This is a genomic window from Flavobacterium sp. (assembly GCF_049590715.1).
Classification (GTDB): Bacteria; Bacteroidota; Bacteroidia; order Flavobacteriales; family Flavobacteriaceae; genus Flavobacterium.
In genome coordinates, this window is record NZ_JBAWDL010000185.1 from 1 (window position 1) to 14,743 (window position 14,743).

A 14,743-nucleotide genomic window follows, 5' to 3' on the forward strand; every position below is an offset into this window, starting at 1 on the left:
ATTCTTCTCCCATTATATTTGATGAAAAGCAAAATCTCCCATTTATATGGTTAATATTTATAAATGAAAATGTATCTATAATTTTTGTGTTTTGAAAACAGAAATCGGTTGTTAATTCTGGACTCTCCGAGAAAGTAACACTATTTTGAAAATCGAAAGTTTTTAATAGTAATGGATCTTTTTCAGATTTTCCGTTAAGATGTAAAGACTTTATATGTTTGGTGTTTAAAAAAGCTAGCTTGTAGAATGAACATTCAGAAAAATTTACTTCGCAGTAAAAAGTACAATCAGTAAAAAGCAATCCTAATACTGGATTTTTTATATTATTAAACTCCAAGATATTGCAAATGAAAGTGCAATTTTCAAAAGTAATTGAGTTTGAAAGGGTGGTTATTTTTATTGTTTCTTCTAGTAAATTGAAAGTCTCATCTTCAAAAATGTCTTCTATTTCTAATCTTCTATAAAAATCTGACGTGGTTGCCATCATAACTTATTTTTTCTCTTTCCAAAAATAAACAAAAAAACCTGACAATTTTCATCATCAGGTTTTCTCTATATTCTTGTTTCTTTCTTCTTTTTTCTAGAAAAAGATTAATCATTCAACTTCAAAACCGCCATAAACGCTTCTTGCGGAATCTCAACATTCCCTACCAATCTCATACGTTTTTTACCTTTCTTTTGTTTCTCCAATAATTTACGTTTACGAGAAATATCCCCACCATAACATTTGGCAGTAACATCCTTACGCAAAGCTTTGATGGTTTCACGCGAAATCACTTTCACACCAATCGCTGCTTGAACAGGAATATCAAACTGCTGACGTGGAATCAATTCTTTCAACTTCTCACACATCTTTTTACCAATAGAATAGGCGTTATCAACGTGCATCAAAGAAGACAAAGCATCCACAATAGTGGCATTCAATAAGATGTCTACTTTCACCAAGTTAGAAGTTCGCATTCCAATAGGTGTATAATCAAACGAAGCATATCCTTTAGAAACTGTTTTCAAACGATCGTAAAAATCGAATACGATTTCTGCTAATGGCATATCAAAATTCAATTCCACACGTTCAGTCGTCAAATAGGTTTGGTTCGTGATTTGACCACGCTTTTCGATGCATAAACTCATTACATTCCCTACGTAATCTGCTTTTGTAATGATTGTAGCTTTAATAAAAGGCTCTTCCACATGGTCTAAACGAGAAGGCTCTGGTAAATCTGATGGGTTATTTACAATCAAAATCGTGTCAGGCTCTTTCTTTGTAAAAGCATGGTACGAAACGTTAGGAACCGTAGTGATTACCGTCATGTTAAACTCACGTTCTAGACGCTCTTGGATAATTTCCATGTGCAACATTCCTAAGAATCCACAACGAAAACCAAAACCTAATGCCGCCGAACTTTCAGGTAAAAACACTAGCGAAGCATCGTTCAGCTGTAGTTTTTCCATCGAGTTTCTCAGTTCTTCATAATCCTCTGTGTCCACTGGATAGATTCCAGCAAATACCATTGGTTTTACATCTTCAAAACCGGTAATAATATTCGTAGTTGGATTTTTAGCATCGGTAAGTGTATCTCCTACTTTTACTTCTTTGGCTTCCTTAATCCCTGAAATCAAGTATCCAACATCTCCAGATGAAATTACCTGTTTCGGAACTTGGTTTAATTTTAAGGTACCAATCTCGTCAGCAAAATATTCATTGCCCGTAGCCATGAATTTAATCTTTTGCCCTTTTTTGATTTCACCATTTACCACTCTAAAAATAACCTCAATTCCACGAAATGGATTGTAATGAGAGTCAAATATCAAAGCCTGTAATGGTTCGTCTTTATTTCCTTTTGGGGGTGGGATTTTCTCAATAATGGCAGCCAAAATATTTTCCACACCCAAACCTGTTTTCCCCGAAGCATGAATAATATCCTCTAGTTTACACCCTAATAAATCAATAATATCATCACTCACTTCCTCAGGGTTTGCACTTGGTAAGTCGACTTTGTTCAAAACGGGAATAATTTCCAAGTCGTTTTCTAAAGCCAAATACAAATTCGAAATCGTTTGTGCTTGAATGCTCTGAGCTGCATCTACAATTAAAAGCGCTCCTTCACAAGCTGCAATCGAACGAGAAACCTCATAAGAGAAATCCACGTGTCCAGGAGTATCAATCAAGTTCAAGACATATTCTTGGCCTTGGTACGTGTATTCCATCTGAATTGCATGACTCTTAATCGTAATCCCACGTTCACGTTCAAGATCCATGTTGTCTAGCAATTGCGCCTTTTCCTCACGAGCCGTAACCGTTTGGGTTGCCCCTAATAATCGGTCTGCCAGCGTACTCTTTCCGTGGTCAATATGCGCAATGATGCAAAAATTTCTTATGTGTTTCATTCTTTTCTTTGTGTCAATGTTATTTGGGCGTGACCACAAGGGTCGGGCTATCCGCTACAAGTCCTCGCAAAGTTCCGCTATCGCTACACTTTGCTGTGGGCTTTTCACTACTATCCCTCACGCAAAACTACCGTTGCCTTATTTATAAGGGTGGTAATTAATTTGCAAATATAGTTTAAATTCAACAGTTTCAAAGAGCTGAATTCCTAAACTAATATGCTTTCTAATAACTAAGACTATAATTCACTCTATTATACGTATGAATTAATTGTAATCTACTGAAAAACAGGTCTTAATTACCTTATGTTTTCATTTATATGGACTTTCGCTTAAAAGTTGTAATTTTGCACAAAATTCAAGAAGATGATCAAGATTGGCAACATAGAATTACCAGATTTCCCATTACTACTTGCGCCTATGGAGGATGTAAGTGATCCGCCATTCCGTAGACTTTGCAAAATGCACGGTGCTGATATGATGTACTCTGAATTTATTTCTTCCGAAGGTTTAATTCGTGACGCGATAAAAAGCCGAATGAAACTGGATATCTTCGATTACGAACGTCCAGTGGGAATCCAAATTTTTGGAGGAGACGAAGAAGCAATGGCTTTGTCTTCCAAAATTGTTTCCACTGTAAACCCAGACTTAATTGATATCAACTTTGGTTGTCCCGTTAAAAAAGTCGTTTGTAAAGGTGCTGGAGCAGGAGTTTTGAAAGATGTTGATTTAATGATTCGATTAACACAAGCCGTTATCGATAGTACACATTTACCTGTAACTGTAAAAACTCGTTTAGGTTGGGATGATAATTCGATTAATATTGACGAAGTAGCCGAACGTTTACAAGACATTGGCGTAGCTGCATTGAGTATTCATGCCCGTACTCGCGCTCAAATGTACAAAGGTCATTCCGACTGGTCACACATCGCCAGGGTAAAAAACAATCCTCGCATCACCATGCCTATTTTCGGAAACGGAGATATTGATTCCCCTGAAAAAGCATTACATTATAAAAATGAATATGGTATTGACGGGATTATGATTGGACGCGCTGCCATTGGTTACCCTTGGATTTTCAACGAAATCAAACATTTCTTCAATACTGGTGAACATCTAGCAAAACCTACTGTTTCAGATAGGGTAGAAGCGGTACGCAATCACCTAACATGGGCTATGGACTGGAAAGGACAACGCTTAGGAATTGTAGAAACTCGTCCGCATTACACTAATTATTTCAAAGGAATTCATTCGTTTAAAACCTACAAACAAAAATTGGTAACTCTTGATACTCCTGAGGAATTATTTGCAGTTTTGAATGAGATTGAAGACGCCTATGTAGATTATGAGGTTGTTTAATTTTTTCTTAGTTAGTTTTATGAAATCTTAAATTAAATACTACTTTCGTGAAAAAAAGATATAAAATGAGAAGGTGTTTATTTCTAGGGTTCGTTTCATTATCGTTTTTAGCAACCGCACAAGAAGTCTCTGTTGAAAAGGAATTGTTTGGAGTCCAATTGGGTTGGATAAATACTAGTTTTCAATACGAAGCTAAACTAGATAGAAAAATCACATTACTTAGTGAAATAGGTTTTCTATTAGGTACATCAACAAAAGAATTCAACGACTCTTCTATTAAAGATCAGACTACAACTGTAGTGGCTCCTTATATTACATTAGAACCTAGATGGTATTATAGTCTGGATAGAAGATCAAAATTAAACAAAAAAACATATAACAATAGCTCAAATTATCTTGGCTTAACCACTTCTTATGTTTCGACTAAAACCCCAATAATAAAGAATGGAAATTTTGATATTGTTTCGGCAGTTTACATTATTCCTAGGTACGGAATAAGAAGAGCTTTTGCTAAACATTTTAATTATGAATTTTCAGGAGGTGTAGGATATCAGTATAATATTTTTAGTAAAGCTGAAGGTTGTTCTTGTGATCATAACAATACAACTATAGATATTCAAGCAAGGATAGGGTATAATTTCTAATGAGATAGTGTTATTCTAAAAGTTTTTCACTAACCCTGCTACTTGCGATCAATGAAGCAATAAAACCAAGGACAATAATTGTCCCCATTACAATTATCACATTTTCTGCTAAAAACACGACAGGATAAGCTAGGGTAGAGGTAATCATAATCCATTCAAAATGCTGTTGTAGTAAAACAACGATGATTCCAAGAGCCAAACCAATCAATCCGCCAAAGAAACTCAATAAAGTCCCTTGAAGTAAAAAAATCATGCGCAAACTTCTGATTTCAACGCCTAGATTAAATAAGGTTTTCAAGTTGCCTTTTTTATCGAGAATCATCATAATCAACGCCCCAATCAAGTTGAACAGGGCAATAATAATGACTAATGTAAAAATTAAATAGACTGCTATATTCTCCGTATTTAACATCTTGTAAAGCGATTCATTAAGTTGCGCTCTGTTTTTTACGGTGACTTTATTTTTGAATATTTTGTTCAGTTGATCGGTGATAAGACCTTCATCAGTTCCTAGTTTTTCTTTAATCTCAATTCCTGAAATTCGATTTCTGTCGTATTCTAATAAGTCTTGCGCCATGCGTAAATCACCAAATACATATTTTGAATCTAAATCTTCATTGATCGCATATACACCAATAGGGTAAATAACTGTTTTGTTAAAAGCATCCTCCGGAGAGTTGATGCCACCGCGACCTGGAGTAGGTACAAAAACCTCAAGATTCGTATTGAAATCGACTAAACCTATGGAAAGTTTTTGAGCCAGTCCGTAACCTATGACCACTTGAGCAGTATTGTATTCAAGCCACTGCCCATTATAAATCATGTTCTTGATTGGGTTGACTTTAGTGAAATTTTCATCAACGCCTTTTAAATACGTTACTTCTTGTTTGTCTCCATACACAAACAAAACCCGTTCTTCTATAATTTTAGAATAGGAAGTAATCCCTTTAATTTTTTTAAGTTGTGCTTCTTGATTGGGATCTATTGTGAATGATTTACCAAGCGTGCTACTGATTTTTAAATCGGGATCAATGTTGTTTGAAAACGAAAGACTAAAAACCTTTAATCCGCTGAATACAGATAGAACCACAAACAAGGCCATGGCACCCACAATAATCCCCATACTCGCAATGCGATTGATGATATTGATGGCACTGTTTTTACTATTACTACGAATGTAGCGCTTGGCTATGTAAAGCGGAAAATTCAAAAGTTAGAACTGTCTTCTTTTGTCTAGTAAATCTCTATTTTCAATTGGATTGTCCTTATTTTTCAAGGCATTATCAATCTTTTCGATATAGTCTAAAGAGTCATCTACAAAGAAAACTAAGTTCGGTACTCTTCGTAATTGCATGCGTACTCTTTGAGATAAATCATGCTTAATCAACGACGTATTCGATTTTATTGCTGCCAATGTTTCTAACGCTTTCTCCTGTGGAAAGATGCTTAAATATACCGTAGCCACTGATAAGTCAGAGGTTACTGCTACTTTGGATACTGAAATTACTAAATTGCTAACCCCATTTTTTCTCACTTCACCTTGCAAGATGTCAACCAAATCTTTTTGAATGACTCCGCCTATTTTTTTCTGTCTGTTTGTTTCCATACTGCAAAAATACTACTTTTAAGCATTATATACGCAATTTTATAGTTTCTGATTTTTTAGGAGCTATTTCCCGCTTTTCGTTTCAATCTTGTGGGGGCATAAATGCCAGCCCCCACAAGGATTTACACTTCAATCGGGGCTAGGACATCAGGTAATCAACAATGAATGTTATAAAATTGACTAGTATTTACATAAATTAAAAAGTTTTTTTGGTAAAAAAAAATACTTTTCAGGCACAATTTTAAAATGGAAAAAAGCAATAGTTTCAAGCACAAAGTAAATCAAGTCCCGTCTCTCTCTCCTTCGGGGAGAGCTGGGGTGGGGAGACACTCATTTTCAATATACGACGCATCAGCAGGATCTGGTAAAACCTATGCTTTGGTCAAAGAATACCTCAAAATCATTCTTACCGCTCCTAAAAATGATGCTTATAGAAATATCCTAGCTATAACTTTTACAAACAAAGCGGTACATGAAATGAAAACTCGTATCGTAGGAAGTTTGTCTGAATTTGCAAAAGATGAACCTTCTACCAAAGCCTTGGACTTGATGCATAATCTTGTGGAAGATACTAAGGAATGGGAAACCAAATTATCGCTGATTCAAATTAAAGTCAAATCGCAACAAATTATCAAACACATCATTCATAACTATGCTGCTTTTGATATTTCGACCATTGATAAATTCACCCACAAAGTTATTCGAGCTTTTGCGCACGATCTAAATTTACCCATGACTTTTGAAGTCACTTTGGATACCGAAAATCTATTGATCGAAGCGGTGGATGCCATCATTGCACAAGCAGGCGAGGACGAAACCTTGACACAACTGCTTATCGATTTTACAATGGAAAAAACCGATGATGATAAATCATGGGATATATCGCGTGAAATTTTGGAGACAGGTAGATTAGTGCTAAATGAAAACCATCGCAACGAAATTGTCCATTTTCATGATAAGAACATAGCGGAGTTTGTTGAGATCAAAAAGAAACTGATTGTTGTTTGCAAAGAATTAGAGACGGAAAATCAAAAACTAGCCGAAGCAACATTGGTTTTATTGGAGGAAAAAGGAATTGACTTAAAATCCTTTTCTCGAGGTACTTTTCCAAATCATTTGATTAGTATTCGAGAGGGAAAATTCAACCCAAAGAATAAAACCTTTCATGAATTTGAAGACATAGCCATTAATAAAACAGCCAAAGATCGTGACGCAATTGAAAGCATTATTCCAGAGTTACTACAACAATTAGTAGTCATATATGCCAATTTTGCAAAACGTGATTTTTATAAAGCTTTCCTTAAAAACATTACGCCACTTTCATTGTTAAATACGGTTAGTAATGAATTGGCTAAAATTCAAGAAGAACAAAACGTGCTTTCCATTACCGAATTTAACGCCATCATTCATCGCGAAATTCAAAACCAACCTGCTCCTTTTATTTATGAGCGATTAGGGGAAAGGTACCGCCATTTTTTTATTGATGAATTTCAAGATACTTCTGAAATGCAATGGCAAAATCTAATTCCGCTTATTGATAATGCGCTTTCAGGTCAAGATGATTATGGAGATAAAGGTACTTTGATGATTGTGGGCGATCCCAAACAATCCATCTATCGCTGGCGTGGAGGAAAAGCCGAACAGTTTATTGACTTAAGTAAGGATTTGAATCCGTTCAATAATCCAGATAAGGATTTGGTTCATTTGGATAAAAACTACCGTAGCTATTCGGAGGTTATTAATTTCAACAATGCTTTTTTTAAAATGCTCTCTTCAGAATTTGAGCATCCTGATTATAAAGATTTATATGAAAACCACAGCCATCAAAAAACAAACGATAAAACAGGAGGTTATGTAAATATTTCTTTCATTCCAAACATAGAAGAACCCGAAGAAGACGAAGAAGAAGCGCTTGGGAAAAACGATTTGTATTTGCAAGCCACACATCAAACTATCGAAAAAGTGCTTCGTTCTGGTTTTGAATACAAGGATATGGTGATTCTGACTCGTAAGCGAGACCAAGGAATTGTAATTGCAAATTATTTGACTGAACAAAAAATCCCTTTGCTTTCGTCAGAAACCTTGATGATTCAAAATGCGACCGAGGTACGTTTTATTATTGACTTATTAAAATATTTAAAAAATAATGCCGACTTAGAGGCTAAAGCTAATTTTTTATATTTCCTAGCCGAAAATAATCAAGACCAGTTGCCAACTCATGATTTCATCCTCGCCGGAATGGAATTGAAAAACGAAACTGATTTTGAAATTTGGCTCACCAACTATGGAATCAAACTTTCGTTTCAAAACATTCGAAAAAAATCATTGTATGAGGCGGTGGAGATAATTATATCCAAATTTGTGCTCCCACAGGCACCATCCTCTGCGTACGTACAGTATTTCCTCGACATTGTTCTTGAGCGAGATGTACGCAACCAAGCAGGTATCGCCGACTTTTTAAACTTCTGGGATAAAAATGCTAGTAAATTTAGTATTCCTTCTCCTGAAGGAAATAACGCAGTGCGCATCATGACGATTCATAAATCAAAAGGATTGGAATTTCCGGTGGTCATTTTTCCTTTTGCTGAGGAAGATTACGTGATGAAACCTAAAGACAAACTATGGCTTACAAATGAAGACGAAACATTAGGCTTGCCAAAAGTATTAATTGACAATAGTAAAGCCGTAGAAGGATTTGGCGAAGCGGCAAAATTAGTTTACGATCAAAAAAAGCAAGAAGAACTATTGGATAATATTAATGTTTTATATGTTGCCTTAACCCGAGCCGAGGAACAATTGTATATTATTTCTAATCGGAACTTCACATCGAAAGGAGAAGTCAAAGAGAATAATATGTCGTCATTTTTTATTCATTATTTAATGAACCATTCAGATTTTAATTCTGAGCAAACCATTTATGAATGGGGAAATTCAGCTAAAATGTCTCCTATCGAAGCTCATGTCGATAAGTCTAAAACAATTCCGATAGTCAGTGAAGTCTTGGATTTTAAAAACATTAAAATTGCACAGCGGGAAGCTTTGATGTGGGGTACGCATCAGCAAGAATCTATCGCTTATGGTAATGTTATTCATGAAATTTTATCCTTTGTAAAAACCAGACAAGATGTTGATTTGGCTGTAGAGAAAGCAATTGAAAATGGATTAATCCATTTAGGTCAAAAACAAATAGTATTGCGCACTCTTAATAATATTGTTGATCATGAAAAATTAAAGTTGTTTTTTAATGAAGAAAATACCATCATGAATGAACAAACAATTATTCAGAAAGAAGGGAGGATCGTTAAGCCTGATAGAATGGTTTTGATGAAAAATAATGCTATTTTATTGTTAGATTACAAAACGGGTATTCATAATAAGAAATATGAAAGACAGTTAAAGGATTATCAAACAGCGATAGAATTGATGGGGTATGTTGTGGAGCAAAAAATATTAGTATTTATAGCAGAAGATATTGTTGTTGTAGAAGTTTAACTTTGTAATGCGTATGGGGTATAAATGAGTGTTTATTGAGTAAAATTGAAAAAATTATCAAAAAAGCGTTATTATATTTTTATTTTAAATATGTGATAATAAATCATACTTAGTAATGTGATTTTTGTAATTTCACGGGAGTTTATGTGTTTTTTTTTAACAATATATTTTGAAGTTATAAAAATACGTGTTACATTTGTTAGTAATCAAATAAATTGTAATTTAAAAAAATACGTATGAAACATCTTAACAGACTTTTTATTGCTACAATGATGGTGGTGGGGTTATCCTCTCACGCTCAAGATAGCAATAATCCATGGGCTATCTCTTTTGGAGTGAATGCCGTTGACACAAAAGCAGGCGCTGGTGGAGACAAAGGGTGGTTGGACAACCATTCTTCTCAATTATTTAAAGTAAAAGATAATTGGAATATCCTTCCTTCTATCTCTTATCTTAGTGTATCTAGATACATAGGAAGTAATTTTTCTTTTGGAGTTCAAGGTTCTGTGAATAAAATTGAGAAATTTGTAGATTTTACGGGAGGGAACTATGTTGCTAGAAATCCTGGAGATTTAATGTATTATGGGATTGATGGTTCTGTTAAATACAGTTTCATGAGTCTTTTAAAATCTAAAGTAATTGACCCAGATCTACACGTAGGTGGAGGTTATACTTTTCTTGGGGATAGTAGTTATGGTACTATTAACGCTGGAGCTGGTCTTACTTTTTGGTTCAGTGAAAATGTTGGTTTGTCATTAGCTACTACTTATAAAGGTGGAGATCTTGTAGGTGGAGAGAGAGTGGATTCAAAAAATGTTCCTGATGCTCCTAGTCATTTTCAACACACTGTTGGTCTTACTTTCAAATTTGGTGGTAAAGATACAGATGGTGATGGTATATATGATAAAGATGATGCTTGTCCAGATGTTAAAGGGTTAAAACAATTTAACGGTTGTCCTGATACAGATGGTGATGGTGTTATTGATAGAGATGATGCTTGTCCAGATGTTGCAGGTCTTGCAGCTTTAAATGGATGTCCTGATGCTGATGGAGATGGAATTACAGATAAAGATGATGCTTGTCCAAACGAGGCTGGAACTATGGCAATGAAAGGTTGTCCTGATTCAGATGGAGATGGAGTTGCTGATAAAGATGATAAATGTCCAAAAGAAAAAGGTCCAAAAGCAAATAATGGATGTCCATGGGCTGATGCTGATGGAGATGGTGTATTAGATAAAGATGATGATTGTCCAAAAGTGGCTGGTCCTGCAAGTAACAAAGGATGTCCTGAAGTTAGTGTTGAAGTAATCAAACAACTGAATGAATATGGTAAAACTATTTTGTTTGAATCAGGAAAATCTTCATTCAAAACTCAGTCTTACGCTGTTATGCAGTCAATTGCTGGTATCTTAAAAGAATATCCTAATTCAAACTTTATGATTGAAGGGCATACTGATAGTGATGGAAGTAATGCTTTAAACCAAACTTTATCTGAAAATAGAGCTGCGGCTGTTAAAAACTATTTAGTTGAAAATGGTATTGCAACAGAAAGATTAAAATCTACTGGTTTTGGTGAAACTAAACCAATTGATTCTAATAAAACTGCTGCAGGAAAAGCAAATAACAGAAGAGTTGAAGTTTCTTTAATTAAAGAATAATATTTTCTTAAAATATTTATAGAAAACGCCTCGATTTATCGAGGCGTTTTTTTATTTTTATACAATGACAACGATTCCTTTTTTAGATAAAATTGCAACCCATTTATTAGAAAACCATAAAGACCAATTAAGCCATACGGTAATTGTTTTACCTAATAAAAGAGCAAAAGTTTTTTTAATTGAAGCTTTAAAAAAACAAGTAAAAACAAATATTCTCGCTCCTGAGATTATTAGTATTGAGGACTTTGTTCAAAATATAGCCCAAATTCGCACTATAGATCCTATTGAATTACTATTTGAATTCTACCAAGTATATATATCTATTACTGATAAAGCGCACCAACAATCTTTTGAATTGTTTGCCAATTGGGCCAAAACTCTTTTGCAAGATTTCAACGAAATTGACCGTTACCTATTAGATCCAGCTTATGTTTTGTCATACCTAAAAGACATTGAGGACATCAAAAAATGGGGAATTGAAGTAGAAGATAAAACGCCTTTACTAGAAAAATACATTGATTTCTGGAAATTACTTCCTAAATACTATCAAGCGCTTTATACTCATTTATTACAAAAAAAAGTAGGTTACCAAGGACTCATTTATCGTGAAGCCGTGGGTAATCTAACTACTTTTTCAAATGAATTAATAGGGAGTCAGTACCTCTTCGCAGGATTTAATGCTTTAAACGCTTCCGAAGAAAAAATCATCCAACATCTGATTGCAGCCGATCAAGCCGAAATTCTTTGGGATGCGGATCAAGCCTTCCTAAATGATCCTTATCATGACGCGGGTTTGTTTTTACGACGTTTCAAAAGTAATTGGAAGCATTATAAAAGCAATCCTTTTGAATGGATTGTAGATGAATTTTCGCAGTCTAAAAAGATTCAGGTTATTGGTACGCCCAAAACCATTGGTCAAGCTAAAATCGCAGGAAGTATTATTGAAAATATAATCGAGCAAAATCCAACAACTTCTCTTGATAAAGTCGCTGTAGTTTTAGGCGAAGAGAATGTGTTGATTCCGCTTTTATATGCTTTGCCAGCTAGCGTTGGTTCGTTAAATATTACCATGGGATATTCGAGTAAAAACAATCCAGCCCAAATTTTGATTGCTAAGCTTTTCAAAATGCACACTAATGCGTTGTCACGTAATGCTAAGAATTATGTGTTCTACTATAAAGATGTTTTGGATATATTGACACATCCTTTGGTGGAGCCTTATGCAAATACATTAAAATTGGTTAAAATCATCAATGAGAACAATTACACTTTCATTACCCATCAAAAAATAACCGAATTAAACGCAGCGTCAACCGACTTGTTTTTGCTTTTATTTCAAAAATGGGAAACGGGATCTATTGCAGTATTGGAAACAGTTTCCGCTTTGTTATTAACCATAAAAAACAATCTTAGCAATGACAACGAAGAAGAAAAAATAACAAAGTCATTTGTTTATGCGATTTTCAAAGTCATCAATAAACTGATTAATTATTATACCCAACATCCCGAAATTGATAAAATAGACACCCTACACGCCATATACAAACAAGTAATTGATCTGGCTGAAGTTTCTTTTGAAGGAGAACCTTTGAACGGTTTGCAAATCATGGGAGTACTTGAAAGTCGTGTGCTTGATTTTGATACGGTAATTGTCACTTCTATGAATGAAGGAAAATTTCCAGCGGGTAAATCGCAAAATTCCTTTATACCGTATGATGTTAAGCGTGAATTAGGCTTGCCTACCTTCAAGGAAAAAGATGCTATTTATACGTATCACTTTTATCATTTGTTACAAAGAGCTAAGAATGTGTTCTTGCTATATAATACCGAAAGTGACGGACTCGACGCAGGTGAAAAAAGCCGTTTTATCACGCAACTAGAAGTCGAAAAACAAAAAAATCATACCCTATCACACGAAATTTACAATGCTATAGTTCCTGAAACTGCCTATAAACCTATGGCTGTCGAGAAATCGCCGTTAGTAATGCAACGCTTGAAAGAAATTGCCAAAGTTGGTTTTTCACCATCTGCTTTAACAAGCTATATTCGAAATCCGATGCAATTTTATTTTCAAAAGATTTTACGCATTCGTGAAGTCGAAGAAGTCGAGGAAAACATCGCTTTGAATACCTTGGGAACCATAATTCACGAAACCTTGAAAGCGTTGTACGAACCATTCATTGGGCGATTTATCTCTGAAACAGATATCGCAAACTGTTTTAAAAAAATAGATGCTGAGGTTTTAAAACAGTTCAAAGAAGTGTACAAGGAAGGCGAAATCAAAAAAGGACGTAACCTCTTGGCTTTTGAAGTAGCTAAACGAAATGTTTCCAATTTCTTGAAAGTCGAACTTGAAAGTATAAAATCAGGGGATGCAATCAAGATTATCGCACTCGAAACTACTTTTCAGCGAGAGTTAATACATCCTTCGTTACCCTTTCCTGTGCTCATCAAAGGAAACGTCGACCGAATCGAAGAACGCAACGGAACCATCCGAATTATTGATTACAAAACAGGAAAAGTCGAGAAATCAAGCGTTACCCTTAAAGCGTGGAATGGTTTGATAGACAACATCAAATATGATAAAATCATTCAGGTTTTGGCATACGCTTATATGTATGAGCAACACGCAGGAGATAAACCTATTGAAGCAGGAATTATCTCTTTCAAAAACTTAAAATCAGGTTTCTTACCGTTTAATTTCAAAGAAGGGAAAGAAGTTAATTATACGATAGATAGCAATATAATGGATAATTTCTTGAATCAAATTGTATTGCTGTTGGGTGAGATTCTGGATGAGACAGTTCCGTTTAACGAGAAAATATAACTTACTAACCGTAAATACAGCAAAGGTTTCACCGCAAAGATGCTAAGTCGCAAAGAACAAAGAACAAAGAACAAATTTCTCAAATCTGTGTTACAAAAAAACATGACAATCTAAACAGTTTTAAAATAAACCAACAACACCGCAATCAACGCATCCTGATTCTCAATATAACTCATATGACCATCGGGAAAGCTCACTAATTTCACATCTGTATCCTCGATTTGTTCCAAGGATTCCGTGTAATTTAAAACAGGATCTTTTTTACCCAAAATTAGCATTTTAGGATAAGGAGTTAAATGCAATAAAACCTCTCTGTCAACACGAATTTTCATTCCTTCCAGCGAAGCAACAATCCCTTGAAGTGGCGTTTTCAAAGCTTCTATTTTGACGTTTTCAATCTCGGCATCTAGGCGTTCGCGGTTATCTTCACTGAACAAATTGGCAATCGACATACGGATGAAGTTCACATAACTTTGTTTCACCGCTTTGATGGCACGGTCACGGTTCAGTTTTCGCTCGGCGCTATCGGCTCTGGAAGTTGAGTTGAGCAACACCAATCCCTTCATCATTTCAGGAAACAATTCTGCAAAAGCCAAAGCGACATAACCGCCCATAGAATGTCCCACAAAAACCGCTTTTCTGATTCGTAAATGCGTCAAAACCGCATGTACTACCTCCGCATGATCCTCCATCGTGTGCACATACCCCATACATTCCGTTTCGCCATGCCCCAATAAATCAATGGAAATGACACGGTATTTTTTGGAAAACT

At 35.1% G+C, this 14,743-nt stretch carries 10 protein-coding genes; 5 read left to right on the top strand and 5 right to left on the bottom strand.

Going from position 1 to position 14,743, the window contains the following annotated elements; genetic code table 11:
• Together WBQ70_RS08485 and lepA are read right to left on the bottom strand one after the other, a co-directional pair.
• A partial coding sequence (locus WBQ70_RS08485) for a hypothetical protein (protein ID WP_423912888.1) occupies positions 1-487 on the bottom strand: 487 nt, incomplete at its 3' end.
• A gap of 104 nt (positions 488-591) precedes the next feature.
• On the bottom strand, positions 592-2,388 hold the full coding sequence (gene lepA, locus WBQ70_RS08490; RefSeq protein ID WP_423912891.1) for a translation elongation factor 4: 1,797 nt from the start codon (positions 2,386-2,388) through the stop codon (positions 592-594).
• Positions 2,389-2,751: 363 nt separating this feature from the next.
• Here lepA and dusB point away from each other — a divergent pair, with 363 nt between their 5' ends.
• Together dusB and WBQ70_RS08500 are read left to right on the top strand one after the other, a co-directional pair.
• Complete coding sequence (gene dusB, locus WBQ70_RS08495) at positions 2,752-3,744, top strand: tRNA dihydrouridine synthase DusB (protein ID WP_423912894.1); 993 nt, start codon at positions 2,752-2,754, stop codon at positions 3,742-3,744.
• 65 nt (positions 3,745-3,809) lie between these two features.
• Positions 3,810-4,388, top strand: coding sequence for a hypothetical protein (locus WBQ70_RS08500; RefSeq protein WP_423912897.1), 579 nt, complete (start codon positions 3,810-3,812; stop codon positions 4,386-4,388).
• A 10-nt stretch (positions 4,389-4,398) separates the two neighbouring features.
• On the opposite strand, the gene WBQ70_RS08505 is transcribed toward WBQ70_RS08500, so the two are convergent.
• Positions 4,399-5,598 (bottom strand): ABC transporter permease, encoded by a 1,200-nt coding sequence (locus WBQ70_RS08505; RefSeq protein WP_423912900.1) that lies wholly within the window; start codon positions 5,596-5,598, stop codon positions 4,399-4,401.
• Positions 5,599-5,601: 3 nt separating this feature from the next.
• Entirely contained in the window at positions 5,602-5,994 is a 393-nt protein-coding gene (gene rbfA, locus WBQ70_RS08510; protein WP_423912901.1) for a 30S ribosome-binding factor RbfA, read from the bottom strand.
• A gap of 246 nt (positions 5,995-6,240) precedes the next feature.
• Here rbfA and WBQ70_RS08515 point away from each other — a divergent pair, with 246 nt between their 5' ends.
• The 3 genes from WBQ70_RS08515 to WBQ70_RS08525 all read left to right on the top strand — a co-directional run bounded on the left by WBQ70_RS08515 (position 6,241) and on the right by WBQ70_RS08525 (position 13,971).
• Positions 6,241-9,486 carry a UvrD-helicase domain-containing protein gene (locus tag WBQ70_RS08515; protein WP_423912904.1) on the top strand — a complete coding sequence of 1,082 codons (3,246 nt, stop codon included), beginning with the start codon at positions 6,241-6,243 and terminating at the stop codon, positions 9,484-9,486.
• A gap of 236 nt (positions 9,487-9,722) precedes the next feature.
• Positions 9,723-11,144 (top strand): OmpA family protein, encoded by a 1,422-nt coding sequence (locus WBQ70_RS08520; protein ID WP_423912906.1) that lies wholly within the window; start codon positions 9,723-9,725, stop codon positions 11,142-11,144.
• 64 nt (positions 11,145-11,208) lie between these two features.
• The gene (locus tag WBQ70_RS08525; RefSeq protein WP_423912908.1) at positions 11,209-13,971 is read left to right on the top strand and encodes a PD-(D/E)XK nuclease family protein; all 2,763 of its coding nucleotides are present in this window, start codon (positions 11,209-11,211) and stop codon (positions 13,969-13,971) included.
• 110 nt (positions 13,972-14,081) lie between these two features.
• Here WBQ70_RS08525 and WBQ70_RS08530 read toward each other — a convergent pair.
• A partial coding sequence (locus tag WBQ70_RS08530) for an alpha/beta fold hydrolase (protein ID WP_423912910.1) occupies positions 14,082-14,743 on the bottom strand: 662 nt, incomplete at its 5' end.

Coding starts and splice junctions, on each gene's coding strand:
- lepA (WP_423912891.1), bottom strand. CDS start 2,388: ATGAAACACATAAGAAATTTTTGCATCATTGCGCATATTGACCACGGA.
- dusB (WP_423912894.1), top strand. CDS start 2,752: ATGATCAAGATTGGCAACATAGAATTACCAGATTTCCCATTACTACTT.
- WBQ70_RS08500 (WP_423912897.1), top strand. CDS start 3,810: ATGAGAAGGTGTTTATTTCTAGGGTTCGTTTCATTATCGTTTTTAGCA.
- rbfA (WP_423912901.1), bottom strand. CDS start 5,994: ATGGAAACAAACAGACAGAAAAAAATAGGCGGAGTCATTCAAAAAGAT.
- WBQ70_RS08515 (WP_423912904.1), top strand. CDS start 6,241: ATGGAAAAAAGCAATAGTTTCAAGCACAAAGTAAATCAAGTCCCGTCT.
- WBQ70_RS08520 (WP_423912906.1), top strand. CDS start 9,723: ATGAAACATCTTAACAGACTTTTTATTGCTACAATGATGGTGGTGGGG.
- WBQ70_RS08525 (WP_423912908.1), top strand. CDS start 11,209: ATGACAACGATTCCTTTTTTAGATAAAATTGCAACCCATTTATTAGAA.